14 protein-coding genes and 1 tRNA gene are annotated in these 15,296 nt (G+C 70.6%); 8 read left to right on the forward strand and 7 right to left on the reverse strand.

What is annotated here, in order from left to right; genetic code table 11:
* Nucleotides 1-6: 6 nt before the first annotated feature.
* From NS331_RS00490 to NS331_RS00505, 4 genes are all read right to left on the reverse strand, one after another.
* Complete coding sequence (locus NS331_RS00490; protein ID WP_082702139.1) at nucleotides 7-2,262, reverse strand: RelA/SpoT family protein; 2,256 nt, start codon at nucleotides 2,260-2,262, stop codon at nucleotides 7-9.
* A gap of 109 nt (nucleotides 2,263-2,371) precedes the next feature.
* Nucleotides 2,372-2,575, reverse strand: a complete 204-nt coding sequence (gene rpoZ, locus NS331_RS00495) for a DNA-directed RNA polymerase subunit omega (RefSeq protein WP_017758912.1) — start codon at nucleotides 2,573-2,575, stop codon at nucleotides 2,372-2,374.
* Nucleotides 2,576-2,597: 22 nt separating this feature from the next.
* Nucleotides 2,598-3,218: a guanylate kinase gene (gene gmk, locus NS331_RS00500; RefSeq protein ID WP_058640065.1), complete on the reverse strand. Its 621-nt coding sequence runs from the start codon at nucleotides 3,216-3,218 to the stop codon at nucleotides 2,598-2,600.
* 5 nt (nucleotides 3,219-3,223) lie between these two features.
* A complete protein-coding gene (locus tag NS331_RS00505; RefSeq protein WP_058640066.1) occupies nucleotides 3,224-4,141 on the reverse strand; it encodes a YicC/YloC family endoribonuclease in 918 nt (305 codons plus the stop codon).
* A gap of 121 nt (nucleotides 4,142-4,262) precedes the next feature.
* On the opposite strand from NS331_RS00505, the gene NS331_RS00510 reads away from it, so the two are divergent.
* The 6 genes from NS331_RS00510 (at nucleotide 4,263) to NS331_RS00535 (ending at nucleotide 9,150) form a co-directional block, all read left to right on the forward strand.
* Nucleotides 4,263-5,279 (forward strand): serine/threonine protein kinase, encoded by a 1,017-nt coding sequence (locus NS331_RS00510; RefSeq protein WP_058640067.1) that lies wholly within the window; start codon nucleotides 4,263-4,265, stop codon nucleotides 5,277-5,279.
* Complete coding sequence (locus tag NS331_RS00515) at nucleotides 5,276-6,181, forward strand: PP2C family protein-serine/threonine phosphatase (protein ID WP_058640068.1); 906 nt, start codon at nucleotides 5,276-5,278, stop codon at nucleotides 6,179-6,181. The genes NS331_RS00510 and NS331_RS00515 overlap by 4 nt, the downstream gene beginning before the upstream one ends.
* A gap of 92 nt (nucleotides 6,182-6,273) precedes the next feature.
* Complete coding sequence (rph, locus tag NS331_RS00520; protein WP_058640069.1) at nucleotides 6,274-7,005, forward strand: ribonuclease PH; 732 nt, start codon at nucleotides 6,274-6,276, stop codon at nucleotides 7,003-7,005.
* Nucleotides 7,006-7,028: 23 nt separating this feature from the next.
* Entirely contained in the window at nucleotides 7,029-7,637 is a 609-nt protein-coding gene (rdgB, locus tag NS331_RS00525) for an RdgB/HAM1 family non-canonical purine NTP pyrophosphatase (RefSeq protein ID WP_058640070.1), read from the forward strand.
* Between the two features lie 61 nt (nucleotides 7,638-7,698).
* Nucleotides 7,699-8,964, forward strand: coding sequence for a radical SAM family heme chaperone HemW (hemW, locus tag NS331_RS00530; RefSeq protein ID WP_058640071.1), 1,266 nt, complete (start codon nucleotides 7,699-7,701; stop codon nucleotides 8,962-8,964).
* Between the two features lie 98 nt (nucleotides 8,965-9,062).
* Nucleotides 9,063-9,150, forward strand: a tRNA-Ser gene (locus NS331_RS00535).
* Between the two features lie 113 nt (nucleotides 9,151-9,263).
* Here the strand turns inward: NS331_RS00535 and NS331_RS00540 are convergent.
* Entirely contained in the window at nucleotides 9,264-10,052 is a 789-nt protein-coding gene (locus NS331_RS00540; protein WP_082702140.1) for a TetR/AcrR family transcriptional regulator, read from the reverse strand.
* A 76-nt stretch (nucleotides 10,053-10,128) separates the two neighbouring features.
* Here NS331_RS00540 and NS331_RS00545 point away from each other — a divergent pair, with 76 nt between their 5' ends.
* On the forward strand, nucleotides 10,129-11,049 hold the full coding sequence (locus tag NS331_RS00545) for an aminotransferase class IV (RefSeq protein ID WP_058640073.1): 921 nt from the start codon (nucleotides 10,129-10,131) through the stop codon (nucleotides 11,047-11,049).
* A gap of 13 nt (nucleotides 11,050-11,062) precedes the next feature.
* On the opposite strand, the gene NS331_RS00550 is transcribed toward NS331_RS00545, so the two are convergent.
* Complete coding sequence (locus NS331_RS00550; protein WP_058640074.1) at nucleotides 11,063-13,318, reverse strand: ATP-dependent DNA helicase; 2,256 nt, start codon at nucleotides 13,316-13,318, stop codon at nucleotides 11,063-11,065.
* 176 nt (nucleotides 13,319-13,494) lie between these two features.
* Entirely contained in the window at nucleotides 13,495-13,776 is a 282-nt protein-coding gene (locus NS331_RS00555; protein ID WP_058640075.1) for a hypothetical protein, read from the reverse strand.
* 351 nt (nucleotides 13,777-14,127) lie between these two features.
* Between NS331_RS00555 and NS331_RS00560 the strand changes: the two genes are divergently transcribed.
* Complete coding sequence (locus NS331_RS00560) at nucleotides 14,128-15,291, forward strand: zinc-dependent alcohol dehydrogenase (protein ID WP_058640076.1); 1,164 nt, start codon at nucleotides 14,128-14,130, stop codon at nucleotides 15,289-15,291.
* Nucleotides 15,292-15,296: the final 5 nt, after the last annotated feature.

Raw genomic sequence — 15,296 nt, forward strand, 5'->3', positions numbered from 1 at the left:
CGCGCGTCAGGCCGCCGGCACGATCCGCCGCGCCGACAGCACCGACGGCGTCCGGCGTGCGGCGCGCAGCACCGTCTCGAGTTGCGCAGCGTCGCGCACGGCCACCACGAAGCGAAGATCCGTCGAATCCCGCTGGCTCTCGTCCGGCATCTCGACATGGGTGATGTCGGCCTCGGCCCGGGCCAGGGTGGAGGCGACGCGCGCCAGCACGCCCTTGTCGTTGCGCACGGTGACGAGGATGCCGGTCTCGAAGCTGCGCACCGGCTCGTCCGCCCACTCGACGGCGAAGAAGCGTTCGGCGTCCTTGTGCCGCAGGCGCTGGCCGACGCCGCAGGCCTCGGTGTGCACCACCAGGCCCTCGCCGTGGCCCAGGTAGCCCACGATCGGATCGCCCGGCACCGGGCGGCAACACAGGGCGAAGCGCACGGAGGAGTTCTCGCTGCCGTCCAGCGTGACCGCGCCCTGGGACACGTTCTCGTGCGCGGTGAAGCGCTCGCGGCTCATCAGCAGCGCGTCGGGCTTCTCGCCGCGCTCGCCCAGCAGCGTGACGAGCCGCTTGGCCACGATGCTGGCCACCCGCTTGCCGAGGCCGATGTCGGTCATCAGGTCTTCGCGGTTGCGGTTGCCGGTGAAGCGCAGCAGCTTGTCCCAGATCGGCTGGTAGTCGGCGTCGCTGTTCGGCAGCTTGCGCACGCCCTCGGCGCGCAAGGCCTGCGACAGCAGCTTCTCACCCAGATGTTCCGATTCGGCCTGGGCGAGGGTCTTGAGGTAGTTGCGGATCTTGGACCGCGCCCGGCCGGTGCGCACGAAGCCCAGCCAGGCCGGGTTGGGCGTGGAGACCGGGGCGGTGATCACCTCCACCACGTCGCCGTTCTTCAGTTCGGTGCGCAGCGGCACCTGCTCGCCGTTGATGCGCGCGGCCGAGGCATGGTGGCCGACGTTGGTGTGGATGGCATAGGCGAAATCGACCACCGTGGCCCCGCGGGGCAGGGCGAGGATCTCGCTGCGCGGCGTGAACACGTAGACGGCGTCGGGAAAGAGGTCGACCTTGACGTGTTCCCAGAACTCGCGGGCGTCGCGGGTTTCGTCCTGGATGTCCACCAGCGACTGCAGCCACTTCGCGCTGAGCCGCTCGCCGTGGTCCGCGTCGCCCGCGGCCTTGTAGAGCCAGTGCGCGGCCACGCCCGACTCGGCCACCACGTGCATGGCTTCGGTGCGCAACTGGAACTCCACGTTCACGCCCGAAGGGCCGACCAGGGTCGTGTGCAGCGACTGGTAGCCATTGATCTTCGGGATCGCGATGTGGTCCTTGAACTTGCCCGGATGCGGCTTGTAGAGCTGATGCAGTACGCCCAGGCCGGTGTAGCAGGCGATGGTGCTGGGCACGATCAGCCGGAAGCCGTAGATGTCCGTCACCTGGGCGAAGCTCAGGTGCTTGTCGTCCATCTTGCGGTAGATGGAATACAGCGTCTTCTCGCGCCCGGCGATGCGCACCTGCAGGCCGGCGGCAGCAAAGGCGGTCTCGACGTCGCGCTGCACCTTCTGGATCAAGTCGCGGCGCCGGCTGCGGGCCTTGGCCACGGCCTTGGTCAGGATGGCGTGGCGCCAGGGCTTCAGGTGGCGGAAGGACAGCTCCTGCAGTTCGCGGTAGGTCTGGTTCAGGCCCAGCCGGTAGGCGATGGGCGCATAGATGTCCAGCGTCTCATGGGCGATGCGGCCCCACTTGGCCCGGGGCGCATCGCCCAGGGTGCGCATGTTGTGGGTGCGGTCGGCCAGCTTGATGAGGATGACGCGCACGTCGCGCGCCATGGCCAGCAGCATCTTGCGGAAGGACTCGGCCTGATTCTCTTCGCGCGTGTTGAATTGCAGCTTGTCCAGCTTGGTGAGGCCGTCCACCAGTTCGGCCACGGCGGCGCCGAAGCGCTCGACCAGCTCGGGCTTGGTGACACCGCAGTCCTCGATGGCGTCGTGCAGCAGCGCGGCCATGAGGGCCTGGGCGTCGAGCTTCCACTCGGCGCACTGGGCCGCGACGGCGATGGGATGGGTGATGTAGGGCTCGCCGCTGTTGCGCAGCTGGCCCAGGTGCGCCTCGTCGGCGAAGCGGTAGGCGCGGCGCACCAGGTCCACGTCGTAGGCCGCCAGGTAATCCAGCCGCGCGGTCAGCGCGGCGAAACTCGCCGCGGCGGCGTTCAACGCGGCCGTGGGCGCCTTGCCGGGCGCTGGAACCGCGCCGGACGTGGAAGAGGGAAGCACCACACTCATGGTCGGACTTTAGCCGCTGATGCGCCGCGCAGCAGCCGGGCGCAAAAAAAGCACCTCGAAAGGTGCTTGTTCTCGGCGCTTTGGCGCCCGTTGCCGTCAGAGCAGAGGCTCAGCCCGGAACCTTCTTGAGCATTTCCAGGCCGACCTTGCCGTCGGCGATCTCGCGCAGGGCGGTCACGGCCGGCTTGTTCTTGCTTTCGATCTTGGGCGCATGGCCCTGGCTCAGCATGCGGGCGCGGTAGGTGGCGGCCAGCACGAGCTGGAAGCGGTTGGGGATCTGCTGCAGGCAGTCTTCGACGGTGATGCGGGCCATGACGGTGTGCCTTGATGAAGTGTCAGGGAATGTTCAATGCCGCGAAGGTGTCGGCACGGGCGCGGCGCTGTGCGGAGTAGCGCAGCCGCTGCGCATGAACGATCGCTTTGAGGTCGAAAAGCGCGCGTTCAAAGAGCTCATTGATTATAACGTAGTCGAATTGGTGGGTCTGGCTCATCTCCTGGGCGGCATTGCGCAGGCGCAGCTCGATCACCTCGGGGGCGTCCTCGCCACGGCGCTCCAGGCGGGAACGCAGTTCTTCCCAGCTGGGCGGCAGGATGAAGATGAGCACCGCGTTGGCGAACGCGCGGCGCACCTGCAGCGCGCCCTGGAAGTCGATCTCCAGGATCACGTCGGTGCCGGAGGCTATGCGCTCTTCCACCGCGCGCTTGGAGGTGCCGTAGCGGTGGCCGTGCACGTTGGCCCATTCGAGGAAAGCGTCGGCGTGGGCCATGGCCTCGAACTCGGCCGGCGACACGAAGAAGTATTCGCGGCCGTGCTTTTCCTGCCCGCGCGGCGCCCGCGTGGTGTGCGACACCGAGGGATTCACGCCCGTGTCGAGTTCCCTCAGCGCCTTGACCAGGCTGGACTTGCCGGCCCCGCTCGGGGCCGCCACGACGAACAGGTTTCCGGGGTATTCCATGGCGCTCATTCGATGTTCTGGACCTGTTCGCGCATCTGCTCGATCAGCACCTTCATGTCGACGCCGATGCGGGTCAGCTCGAGGGCCGCCGACTTGGAGCCCAGGGTGTTGGCCTCACGGTGCAGTTCCTGGATGAGGAAGTCGAGCCGCTTGCCGACCTCGCCGCCTTGCCTGAGCAGCCGCTCGATCTCGTCCAGGTGGGCGCGCAGTCGGCCCAGTTCCTCGGCGACGTCGATGCGGATGGCGAAGGCCGTGGCTTCGGACAGGGCGCGGTCCTGGGCCGCCTCGGGGGTGGCGGCGCCGGCCGCGAGGCCCATGGCTTCCTGCCAACGCTCCAGGAAGCGGGCGCGCTGCTGTTCGACCAGCTGCGGCACCAGCGGCTCGGCCTGGGCGGCCAGCGCCTGGAGGCTCTCGAGCCGATCGCGCAGCAGCGCAACGAGGCGGGCGCCTTCGCGCTCGCGGGCGGCGATCAGGTCGTCGATGACGGTGGCGGCAAGGGCGCCGATGTCAAAGCCGTCGGTGGCGCCGTGGCGGCCGCTGTCGTTGCCGGCCAGCCGGAGCACGTCGGCCACGCTCAACTCGCGGGCGGTGGGCAGCCAGGCGCGCACGGCGTCCTGCACGCCGTTCAGGCGCTGCAGCAGGCGCACGGAGGGCTCGGTCACACCGCCGTCGGTGCCGCTGTCGATGGCGGCCCGCAGCTCGACCTTGCCGCGCTTGAGGCGCTTGGTGAGCAGTTCGCGCAGCAGCGGCTCGTGCTGGCGCAGTTCGTCGGCCAGCTTGAAGCTGAGGTCCAGGAAGCGGCTGTTGACCGCGCGCACCTCGATGCCGAGCCGCGGCCCGGAGCGCTCTTCTCCCAGTGCGCCCTCCGCGCCCGAGGCGCGGCTCTGGCCACTGGCGTAACCGGTCATGCTGTAAACTGCCATCGCACCTCGCTCTCGGCCCGTGTTCGTCTGACATGCCCCGCCAAAGCGCAGGGCCGGCGCCCAAGCTGATGCGGATCCGACGGGCCACGCCGCCTCTCCTCTTCGGGCGAAGCCTCCGATTATGTCAAAGGTCAAACCGTCGCCCTTGATGCCGGACACGGTGATCGGCGGCTACCGAATCATTCGCCGTCTTTCCGCGGGCGGCTTCGGCGTGGTCTACCTCGCGGTGGACAAGGCGGGCCAGCAGGTCGCCATCAAGGAATACCTTCCGTCGTCCCTGGTCACGCGCGAGGACGGCAGCCTCGCGCCGCAGGTGTCGCCCGAGAAGCTGTCGCTCTACCGCCTCGGCCTTAAGAGCTTCTTCGAGGAAGGCCGGGCGCTGGCGCAGATCGCGCACGCCTCGGTGGTGAGCGTGCTCAACTTCTTCCGCGAGAACGAAACCGTCTACATGGTGATGAACTACCTGGAAGGCGCCACGCTCCAGGACTTCATCGTCACGGCCCGCGACCTGAAGCGGCCCAAGGTGCTGCGCGAGTCGACCATCCGGTCCCTGTTCGACGAGATCCTGCGCGGGCTGCGCGTGGTGCACCAGCACAAGATGCTGCACCTGGACATCAAGCCGGCCAACATCTTCATCACCGACGACGACCGCGCCGTGATGATCGACTTCGGCGCGGCGCGCGAGGTGCTGTCCAAGGAAGGCAACTTCGTGCGCCCCATGTACACGCCCGGCTTCGCCGCCCCCGAGATGTACCGGCGCGACTCGTCCATGGGGCCGTGGACCGACATCTATGCCGTGGGCGCCTGCATCTATGCCTGCATGAACGGCTACCCGCCCACCGACGCGCCGCAGCGGCTGGAAAAGGACCGCCTGAACCTGTCGCTCACGCGGCTGCGCGGCGTCTATTCCGACGACCTGATCGAGGTGGTGGAATGGGCCATGGCGCTGGACCCCCTGTCGCGGCCACAGTCGGTGTTCGCGCTGCAGAAGGAACTGGGCCGCGAGAGCGAACGCCGCTACACCAAGCTGTCGGTGGGCGAGCGCATGCGCCTGTCGCTGGACAACATGCGGGCCAACGACCGCAAGCCCACGGCGCGCGCGCCGGCGGCGCCGACCACGCGGCCGGCCGTGCCATGAAGTTCTCGGTCTTCCAGGTCAGCCGCAAGGGCGGGCGCCTCAAGAACGAGGACCGCATGGGCTACTGCTACACCCGCGAGTCGGCGCTGTTCGTGCTGGCCGACGGCATGGGCGGGCATCCGGAGGGCGAGGTGGCGGCGCAGCTCGCGCTGCAGGCGGTGTCGGCGCTGTTTCAGCGCGAGGCGCGGCCGGTGCTGACGGACGTGCGCCACTTCCTTTCCGCGGCCATCGGCGCGGCGCACCAGCAGATCATGCGCTATGCCGGCCGCAAGGCGATGCTCGACACGCCGCGCACCACCATCGTGGTCGCGGTGCTGCAGCAGGGCTGTGCCACCTGGGCGCATTGCGGCGATTCGCGGCTGTATGCGGTGCGCGGCGAGCGGCTGCTGGTGCGCACGCGCGACCATTCGCATGCCGAGCGGCCCCGCCCGGGCGTGTCGCCGCAGACCGTCAACCGCAACCTGCTGCAGACCTGCCTGGGCTCGCCGGTGCCGCCGGTGTTCGATCTGTCCGACGCGCTGCCGCTGCAGCAGGGCGACCGGCTGATGCTGTGCTCCGACGGCCTGTGGGGCGTGATCGAGGATGCCCTGCTGGTGCGCACGCTGGGCGGCGCCCGCCCGGTGGCCGATGCGGCGCCCGAGCTGGTGGAGATGGCGCTGCGCCGCGGCGGTCCGCAATCGGACAACGTGACCCTCATCGCGCTGGAATGGGAGACGCCCGACGCGCCCGGCAGCGAGCCCGGCGTGTCCACCGACAGCATCGGGCCGGACGTGTTCGCGTCCAGCATCCAGGCCGGCCTTCCGGGCGAGGCCGACTACGACGAACTGGACGAAGCCGCCATCGAGCGCAGCATCGCCGAGATCAACGAGGCCATCCGCCGCTCGGCGGCCCGAAAAACCTGAACCCGCGCGCGGCGCCGCAGCGGCCCCGGCCCCGGGGTGACGCAGCGGCCCGCGCTTTTCCTTTTGCCATTGCCCTTTTTCCTGGACTTTCCATGACCGACTTCCTCCGCAGCGGCGGCCGCGCCGCCGACCAGCTGCGCCCCGTGCGCATCACCCGCGGCTTCACCATCCACGCCGAAGGCTCGGTCCTGATCGAGTTCGGCCAGACGCGCGTGCTGTGCACCGCCTCCGTCGAAGAGAAGGTGCCGCCGCACAAGAAGGGCAGCGGCGAAGGCTGGGTCACGGCCGAATACGGCATGCTGCCGCGCGCCACCCACACCCGCGGCAACCGCGAAGCCGCCAAGGGCAAGCAGAGCGGCCGCACGCAGGAGATCCAGCGCCTCATCGGCCGCTCCATGCGTGCCGTGTTCGACCTGGCCGCGCTGGGCGAGCGCACCCTCTACCTCGACTGCGACGTGCTGCAGGCCGACGGCGGCACCCGCACGGCCGCCATCACCGGCGCCTTCGTGGCCGCGCACGATGCGGTGACCAAGCTCATCGCCACCGGCGCGCTGGCCGCCTCGCCCATCCGCAGCCATGTGGCCGCCATCTCGGTGGGCATCGTGCAGGGCACGCCGCTGCTGGACCTGGAATACGTCGAGGACTCGGCCTGCGACACCGACATGAACGTCGTGATGACCGGCGCCGGCCACTTCGTGGAAGTGCAGGGCACGGCCGAGGGCGCCGCCTTCAGCCGCGACGAGATGGACCAGCTGCTGGCGCTGGCCGACAAGGGCATCGCCGAGCTGGTGCAGCTGCAGAAGCAGGCGCTGCAGATCGCCTGAGCACGCGCGCGCACGAGGCATCCATGAAACTGGTTCTCGCATCCAACAACGCGGGCAAGCTGGCCGAGCTGCAGCAGCTCTTCGGCAAGCTGGGGCTCACGCTCGTGCGGCAGTCCGAGCTGGGCGTGGGCGAGGCGGAGGAGCCCTTCCGCACCTTCGTCGAGAACGCGCTGGCCAAGGCCCGCCACGCCAGCGCGGCCACCGGCCTGCCCGCCATCGCCGACGACGCCGGCCTCTGCGTGGACGCCTTCGGCGGCCTGCCCGGCGTGGACACGGCGTACTACGCCACGCAGTTCGGCTATGCCAAGGGCGACGCCAACAACGTCAAGGCCCTGCTGGAACAACTGCGCGGCGAATCCAACCGCCGTGCCGCGCTGGTCAGCACGCTCGTCGCGCTGCGCCATGCCGAAGACCCCGAACCGCTGGTCGCGGTGGGCCGTGCGGTCGGCGAGATCACCACCGAACCGGTGGGCGAGCACGGCTTCGGCTTTGATCCGGTGATGTTCCTGCCCCAGTTCGGCAAGACCTTCGCGCAGCTGCCGCCCGAGGTGAAGAATGCCCACAGCCACCGCGGCCAGGCGGCGCGCGCCATGCTGGCCCTGATGCGCGAGCGCTGGGCCCTTGGCGCGTGAGCCGTGCCCCGAACGTCCGCGTTCGCCTGCACCCGCGGTCGTTGAGCCCGAGGACAGTGTCGTGACCATTCCCATCCAGCCCGCCGCGTCCGCGGTGGCCGCCGCGCCGCAGGCCAACGACGTGCTGCACATGATGCGGCCGGGCCCGCTGCAGCTGGCCGCGTCGCCGCCGCTGTCGCTGTACATCCACCTGCCGTGGTGCCTGCGCAAGTGCCCCTACTGCGACTTCAATTCGCACGAATGGCGCGGCGAGGGCGATGCCGCGGCCGTCCCCGAGCAGCGCTACATCGACGCGCTGATCGCCGACCTGGACGCCGCGCTGCCGCTGGTGTGGGGCCGCACCGTGCACACCATCTTCATGGGCGGCGGCACGCCCAGCCTGTTCGCGCCCGAAAGCATCGACCGCCTGCTCGGTGCTGTACGCGCCCGCCTGCGGCTGGAGCCCGGCTGCGAGATCACGCTGGAGGCCAACCCCGGCACCTTCGAGCGCGACCGCTTCCGCGCCTACCGCGCCGCGGGGGTGACGCGCCTCTCGGTCGGCGTGCAGAGCTTCGACGACGCGCACCTCAAGGCGCTGGGCCGCGTGCACGACCGCCGCCAGGCCATTGCCGGCGTGGAAGAGGCGGCCCAGGCCTTCGACACCTTCAACCTCGACCTGATGTATGCGTTGCCCGGGCAGACGCTGCAGGGCCTGGAGGGCGAACTCGACCAGGCCCTGGCCCTCGCGCCGCCGCACCTGTCGATCTACCACCTGACCATCGAGCCCAACACCTTCTTCGCCAAGCACCCGCCGGCGCTGCCCGAGGACGACATCGCCTATGCCATGCTCGACCGCATCACCGAGCGCACCGCCGCCGCGGGCCTGGCGCGCTACGAGGTGTCGGCCTATGCGCGGCAGGGCCACAGCTGCACGCACAACCTCAACTACTGGCAGTTCGGCGACTACCTGGGGCTGGGCGCCGGCGCGCACGGCAAGCTGAGCTTCGCCCACCGCATCGTGCGGCAGGTACGCGTGCGCGACCCGCAGCGCTACATGGCGCAGGCCCTGGCCGGCCAGGCCGTGGCCCAGAGCGACGACGTGGCGCTGGCGGATCTTCCCTTCGAGTTCATGCTGAATGCGCTGCGGCTGAAGGAAGGCTTCACGCTCGCGCAGTTCTGCGAGCGCACGGGCCTGGCCATCAGCGCCATCCGCCGCCCGCTGGAAGAGGCCGAGGCCCGCGGCCTGCTGGCACGCGACCTGCACCGCGTGTGGCCGACCGAGCGGGGCATGGATTTTCTGAGCAACCTGCAGGCGATGTTCCTGCCGGAAGGCGGCGCGGCGGACTGACGCGGCGGCGGCCACCGAAGGGCGCGGCGGTGCCTTTACACTTGCGGCCTCTTTTCGCCTTCGGGCGCCGCCCGGCGCCACCGCAGAAGGCCGACCCAGGAAGCGTGGCAGAGTGGTCGATTGCACCGGTCTTGAAAACCGGCGACGGGCAACCGTCCGTGAGTTCGAATCTCACCGCTTCCGCCAGCGTCAAGCGTTGATCGCGCTGCCCTTGGCCAGCCATTTCCCCTCAGCCAGGCGCGGCGTCATCCGCCCCGCTGCGGCGAGGCTCGACGTCGGCACGCCTTCCATGCGTTGCTTCAAACCACACGCGCCGGCCGACGCAGCATCCGGCTGCGCGCATCCAGACCTCGGATCACCACGTCGATCCACGCGTCGAAGCTGCTGTGCAGCGGCTGTTCGCGGCCGCTCGCCCAGCGCAGCATGAACGCCTGGTTGCGCAGTTCGCCCACGTGGCGGGCCAGGTGCGGATGGCGCTGCGCGTCGACGGCGTCGATGCGGCTGCGGCAGGCGTCTTGCCACTCGGCGGCGGCCTCGGCCGGCGCGGCCGACAGCTCCAGGGTCGCAAAGCCGCACATGGCGGCGATGACGACGTTGAAGGCGTCCACCAGCGCCGGGCCCTCGAAGCGGGCTTCTTCCAGCGCGGCCAGCACGTAGTCGATCAGCGGCGCATCGACATTGACGTTCGTGGCCAGTTCGCTGGCCACGGCCGGGGCCAGGTGCGGATGCGCCCGCAAGGCGTCGCGAAAGCCGCGCATGAGCGCCGCCAGGCGCAGCTGCCAGCCGCCTTCGGGCAATCGCGCCGCCACGTTCTGCATCGCGAGTCCGATGGCGCCCGCCACCAGCGCGTCGCGGCTCGGCACATGCCAGTAGATCGCCGCCGGGTAGACGCCGAGGGCGGTCGCCAGGGCCCGGATGTTGAACGCCGCGAGGCCCTTTTCGTCGATCAGCGCCAGCGTGGCCTGCAGGATGCGCTCGCGTCCCAGCACGGCCGCGGCCGCGGCGTCGGTCTGCGGCTTGCGGGGCCGGCCAGGCCTGGCGCGGGTGGGGGCGGGTGTTCCTTTTTCAGGTTTGCGCGGGCTGGGCATGGCCGGATTCTAAGGAGCCTTGTTTTCTGTTCAATTTTTATTAGACTGCGTTCAATTAATTGAAGGAGTGCCTGCCATGCCCGTTCCGCCGACCCCGCCCGTGAACCAGTTCGACGGCGGCTGCGTGTTCATCGACGGGGCGTATGCACCGCTGTCGGAAGCCAAGATCTCGATGTTCGACTGGGGCTTCACGCGCTCCGACGTGACCTACGACGTGGCGACCACGTGGCGGGGCCGCTTCTTCCGGCTCGACGCGCACATGGACCGCTTCTTCCGCAGCCTGGAGAAGATGCACCTGGCCATCCCCTATGACCGTGCGCAGCTGCGCGAGATCCTTCACGGCTGCGTGCGGGCCGGCGGTCTGCAGGACGCCTACGTCGCCATGGTCTGCACGCGCGGCGTGCCGGCCAAGGGCGCTCGGGATCCGCGGCTGGCCCAGAACCGCTTCTATGCCTATGCCGTGCCCTACGTCTGGATCGCCTCGCGCGAGAAGCAGCTGGCGGGCATCGACCTGCACGTCAGCGAGCGCATCCGCATCGCGCCGGAATCGGTGGATCCCACGATCAAGAACTACCACTGGATCGACCTGGTGCAGTCGATGTTCGACGCCTACGACCAGGGCCGCGACACCAGCTGCATGGTGGACGCGCAGGGCAACATCACCGAGGGCCCGGGTTTCAACGTGTTCGCAGTGAAGGACGGCACCGTGTACACCGCCGACCGTGGCGTGCTCGAAGGCATTTCGCGCCGCACGGCGATCGAGTTGTGCGGCCGCTTCGGCATTGCGCTGCGCGTCGGGCCGCTGCCGGCCGCCCTGCTGCGCAGCGCGGACGAGGTGTTCATCACCTCCAGCGGCGGCGGCGTGTTGCCCATCGCCAAACTCGATGGCCGGCCGCTGCCTGCCTTCCCGGGCCCGATCACCACGCGTCTGTACGACGGCTACTGGGAGATGCACGACGAGGCTGGCCTGAACGACCCGGTGTCCTACCAGCCCTGAACGCCGCCCCTCTTCATCCTTCCGGCCCTTTCGCCGACCCCACCGCCCACCACGCCGGCAGCAGCCGCCGCACCTGCGGCGTGGCGAAGCGGTCGTCCAGCAGGTGCACCGTGCCGCGGTCCTGCTCGGTGCGCACCACGCGGCCGGCGGCCTGCACCACCTTGCGCAGGCCGGGATAGAGGTAGGTGTAGTCGTAGCCCTGGCCGAACATCGCCTCCATGCGTTCGCGCACCACCTCGTGCGCCTCGTCGTGCTGCGGCAGGCCCAGGCTGGCGATGAAGGCGCCGATGAGCCGGTCGCCGGGCAGGTCCACGCCCTCGGCGAAGGCGCCGCCCAGCACGGCGAAGGCGATGCCGCGGCCGCCGGCCCGGAAGCGCGCGACGAAGGCCGTGCGCTCGGCCTCGGACATGGCGGCCGACTGCCGCCACACCGGCACCTGCGGATGGCGCGCGGCGAAGTCGTCGAAGGCCATCTGCAGGTGCGCGAAGCTGCTGAAGAAGGCGATGTAGTTGCCGGGCGCGCGGGCGTACTGCGCCGCCATCACGGCCGTCACGCGGGCCAGCGAGCGGGGCCGGTCGCGCAGGCGGGTGGAGACGTCGAGCGCGATCTCCACCTGCAGCTGCTCGGCCTTGAAGGGTGAGGCCACGTCCAGCTCCACCGCATCGCGCGGCACGCCCAGCAGGTCGCGGTAGTAGCCGAAGGGCGCCAGCGTGCCGGAGAAGCACACGGTGGTCATGGCCGCCTGGAAGCGCGGCCGCAGGAAGCCCGCCGGCACCACGTTGCGGATGGCCAGCGTCTGCGGCCGGCCGGCCGGGTCGGCACCGAGCTCCAGCACCGAGTGCGGCCCGAAGGCCTCGGCCAGGCGCACCAGCGCCAGCAGCGCGAAGAAGAAGTCCTGCAGTGCGCCCGCCAGGGCCTCGGGCTGCTGCGCCACGTGCTCGGCCAGGGCGGACGCGGCCTCGGCCATGGCGCGCGACAGCCGCTCGGGCAGCAGCGGCAGCGCGGCGTAGGGGCCGGGCTGGGCCTGCGCCAGCTGGCGCCACTCGCGGCGCAACGCGGCCAGGGCCGGGCGTACCGGGCCCACCGCGTCGGCAGCGACGGCTTCGAGCGATTCGCGGCCCAGCGTGGCCGAGTACATGGCGCGGGCGCGGTCGACCAGATTGTGGGCCTCGTCCACCAGCACGGCCACCTTCCATTCCTCGTCGCGCGTCAGGGCGTGCAGCAGCGCGCTGGCGTCGAACCAGTAGTGGTAGTCGGCCACCACCACGTCGCTCCAGCGCACCATCTCCTGCGCCAGGTAGTAGGGACAGACCTCATGGGCGAGGGCGAGCTCGCGCAGGGCCGGGCGGTCCAGCCAGCCGCGCTGCGCCGCGGCGTCGCGCGCGGCCGGCAGCCGGTCGTAGAAGCCGCGCGCCAGCGGGCAGCCCTCGCCGGTGCAGGGCGCCCCGGGGCGCTCGCAGGCGGATTCGCGCGCCGCCAGTTCCAGCACCCGCAGCGGCCGGCCCCCGGCCAGCAGGTCCAGCCCGTCCAGCGCGATGCGCCGCCCGGGCGTCTTGGCGGTGAGGAAGAACACCTTGTCGGTGCCGTGGGCCGCCATGCCGCGCAGCAGCGGGTAGAGTGTGGCGAGGGTCTTGCCGATGCCGGTGGGCGCCTGGGCCAGCAGGCATCGGCGCGCGGCGGCGGCGCGGTAGACGTCGCGCGACAGCTTGTGCTGCCCGGCGCGGAAGTCGCCGTGCGGAAAGTGCAGCCCGGCCAGCTGCGCATTGCGCCGCTCGCGGTGCTGCGCCTCCTGCGCGGCCCAGCCGGCGTAGGCGCGGCACAGGGCCTCGAAGCCGGCCTGCAGCTCGGCGCGGGTGGCCTGCTGCTCCAGCACCGTCTCCTCGCCGGTGCCCAGGTCCAGGTAGACCAGGGCGACGGTCAGGCCGTCCAGGCCGTCCCGGGCGCACAGCAGGGCGCCATAGGTGCGGGCCTGGGCCCAGTGCAGGGCGCGGTGGTTGGCTTTGATGCGGGCGAAGTCGCCGCGGAAGGTCTTGATCTCCTCCACCCGGCGGCGGCCGGCGTCGTAGCCGTCGGCACGGCCGCGCACGTGCAGGCCGTCCACCTCGGCCGACAGGCTCACTTCCCGCTCGTAGCCCGGCCCGCGGCGCGACTGCACCAGGGTGTGGCCGGCCTGGCCTTCCTGGGCCGTGGGTGCGGGGGCGAAGCGGAAGTCCAGGTCGCCCGCCTTGGCCGCAAAGGCGCAGAGGGTCTTGACGGAGACGTGGAGCATCGAAGCAGCGGGGCGTGGAGGAAGGACGCACGCCGATGCCGGGCGCCGCATGGCAGCCCGGCATCGAAGGCTGGACGAATGTACAGAAGTCCGGCCCCCTGCGCCGGGGGCTGGACTTCGGCGCAGCCCCGCCAGACGATGCTTGGCCATGCCCTGCAGGGGAGGAGGCGCGCCGTTCAGCGGCCGGGCGGCGCCTGCCGGCCCTTTCGGGTCTTGCCCGGCCAGGGCGGCGGCTCGGTGTTGGGGTTCGGGCGCATGGATTCGTGTACGCCCCAGGGCGTGGCGCCGTCGTGCTCGTCGGCCTCGGCGTTCTGGCGCTTGTCCGCCATGCGCTCGTGCGGGCCGGGGCGGACGGTGTCGCCCTCGGGGTAGCCCTTGGCGGCGCCGAGATTGCTGGCGGCGCCGTCGGTGGTGGGGCGGCTGCCTTCGCCGCTGTCCATGATGCGGGTGGTGCTCATCCTTCGTGCTCCTGGGTCTGACGGCGCGGCCGGGGAGGGCGGCGCCGGGTCCGGCGCGGCCAGTTGGGTGGCCGTGACGGCGTGATCGACCAAGGTGCGGCGCAGTCCGCTCGCCGCACGTAGGCCGCGGCGCAGGACGGCGTGCGTACAGGCCGCGCCAGTTGCCGTCGCAAGGCTCGGCAACGCATGTCCCCAGGCATCGCACGCCGCAGGGACGCGACTGCGCTCGCACGCGGACGCCGTGCTGCGGCTTTTCCTACCCGGGCGCCGGATGCGCCTGAACAGCCTCGGACCTGTCGCCGCCCGGCGCGGCCCACACCGCACGCCAGCCCATTCCCGAGGAGCATTGCCATGAAAGCCCTGACCTACCACGGCAGCCGCGACGTGCGGCTGGAAACGGTGGCCGACCCCGGCCTGCAGCACGACGACGACATCGTGCTGCGCGTGACCGCCACCGCCATCTGCGGCTCCGACCTGCACATCTACCGCGGCAAGATCCCCGCCATGGAGACGGGCGACGTGCTCGGCCACGAGTTCATGGGCATCGTGGAGGAGGTCGGCAGCGGCGTCACCCGCGTCCGGCCCGGCGACCGGGTCGTGGTGCCCTTCACCATTGCCTGCGGTGGCTGCTTCTTCTGCAGCCGTTCGCTCTTCGCGGCCTGCGAGACCACCAATCCGGGCCGCGGTGCCATCCTCAACAGGAAGCAGCTGCGGCCCGGCGCCGGCATGTTCGGCTACTCGCACCTGTACGGCGGCTATGCCGGCGGCCAGGCGGAATACGTGCGCGTGCCCAAGGCCAACGTCGGCCCGCTGGTGCTGCCGCCCGGCCTGCCGGACGAGCAGGTGCTGTTCCTGTCCGACATCCTGCCGACGGGCTACCAGGCGGTGATCAATGCCGAAGTGCAGGAGGGTTCTACGGTCGCCATCTTCGGCGCCGGGCCCGTGGGGCTGATGGCGGCCGCCTGCGCGCAGATGCAGGGCGCCGCGCGCATCTTCATGATCGACAACCAGACCGACCGCCTGGCCTTCGCGCTGCGCACCTACGGGGTGGAGACGCTCAACTTCGACGACAGCGACGACCCGGCCGCCGAGATCATCGAGCGCACTGACGGCCGCGGCGTGGACGCCTGCATCGACGCCGTCGGCTTCGAGGCCAAGGGCAGCATGCTGGAGACGGCGCTCACGGCCGTGCGGCTGGAGGGCTCCAGCGGCAAGGCGCTGCGCCAGGCCATGGCGGCCGTGCGCCGCGGCGGCGTGGTGAGCGTGCCGGGCGTGTACGCCGGCTTCATCCACGGCTTCCTCTTCGGCGACGCCTTCGAGAAGGGCCTGACCTTCAAGATGGGCCAGACCCACGTGCAGCAGCACATGCCCTACCTCCTCGACTGCATCCAGGAAGGGCGGCTGAAGCCGGCGGCCATCATTTCGCACCGTCTGACGCTGGACGAGGCGGTGCGGGGCTACAAGCTTTTCGACACGGCCGAGGACGGCTGCCTGAAGGTCGTGCTCACGCCGTGACGCTC

Origin of the sequence: Pseudacidovorax intermedius (assembly GCF_001476815.1) — a bacterium.
Classification (GTDB): domain Bacteria; phylum Pseudomonadota; class Gammaproteobacteria; order Burkholderiales; family Burkholderiaceae_C; genus Xenophilus; species Xenophilus intermedius_A.

What these genes read in the sequence shown, in the direction of transcription:
- NS331_RS00490 (WP_082702139.1), bottom strand. Translation starts at nt 2,262, where the DNA reads ATGAGTGTGGTGCTTCCCTCTTCCACGTCCGGCGCGGTTCCAGCGCCC.
- rpoZ (WP_017758912.1), bottom strand. Translation starts at nt 2,575, where the DNA reads ATGGCCCGCATCACCGTCGAAGACTGCCTGCAGCAGATCCCCAACCGC.
- gmk (WP_058640065.1), bottom strand. Translation starts at nt 3,218, where the DNA reads ATGGAATACCCCGGAAACCTGTTCGTCGTGGCGGCCCCGAGCGGGGCC.
- NS331_RS00505 (WP_058640066.1), bottom strand. Translation starts at nt 4,141, where the DNA reads ATGGCAGTTTACAGCATGACCGGTTACGCCAGTGGCCAGAGCCGCGCC.
- NS331_RS00510 (WP_058640067.1), top strand. Translation starts at nt 4,263, where the DNA reads ATGTCAAAGGTCAAACCGTCGCCCTTGATGCCGGACACGGTGATCGGC.
- NS331_RS00515 (WP_058640068.1), top strand. Translation starts at nt 5,276, where the DNA reads ATGAAGTTCTCGGTCTTCCAGGTCAGCCGCAAGGGCGGGCGCCTCAAG.
- rph (WP_058640069.1), top strand. Translation starts at nt 6,274, where the DNA reads ATGACCGACTTCCTCCGCAGCGGCGGCCGCGCCGCCGACCAGCTGCGC.
- rdgB (WP_058640070.1), top strand. Translation starts at nt 7,029, where the DNA reads ATGAAACTGGTTCTCGCATCCAACAACGCGGGCAAGCTGGCCGAGCTG.
- NS331_RS00540 (WP_082702140.1), bottom strand. Translation starts at nt 10,052, where the DNA reads ATGCCCAGCCCGCGCAAACCTGAAAAAGGAACACCCGCCCCCACCCGC.
- NS331_RS00545 (WP_058640073.1), top strand. Translation starts at nt 10,129, where the DNA reads ATGCCCGTTCCGCCGACCCCGCCCGTGAACCAGTTCGACGGCGGCTGC.
- NS331_RS00550 (WP_058640074.1), bottom strand. Translation starts at nt 13,318, where the DNA reads ATGCTCCACGTCTCCGTCAAGACCCTCTGCGCCTTTGCGGCCAAGGCG.
- NS331_RS00555 (WP_058640075.1), bottom strand. Translation starts at nt 13,776, where the DNA reads ATGAGCACCACCCGCATCATGGACAGCGGCGAAGGCAGCCGCCCCACC.
- NS331_RS00560 (WP_058640076.1), top strand. Translation starts at nt 14,128, where the DNA reads ATGAAAGCCCTGACCTACCACGGCAGCCGCGACGTGCGGCTGGAAACG.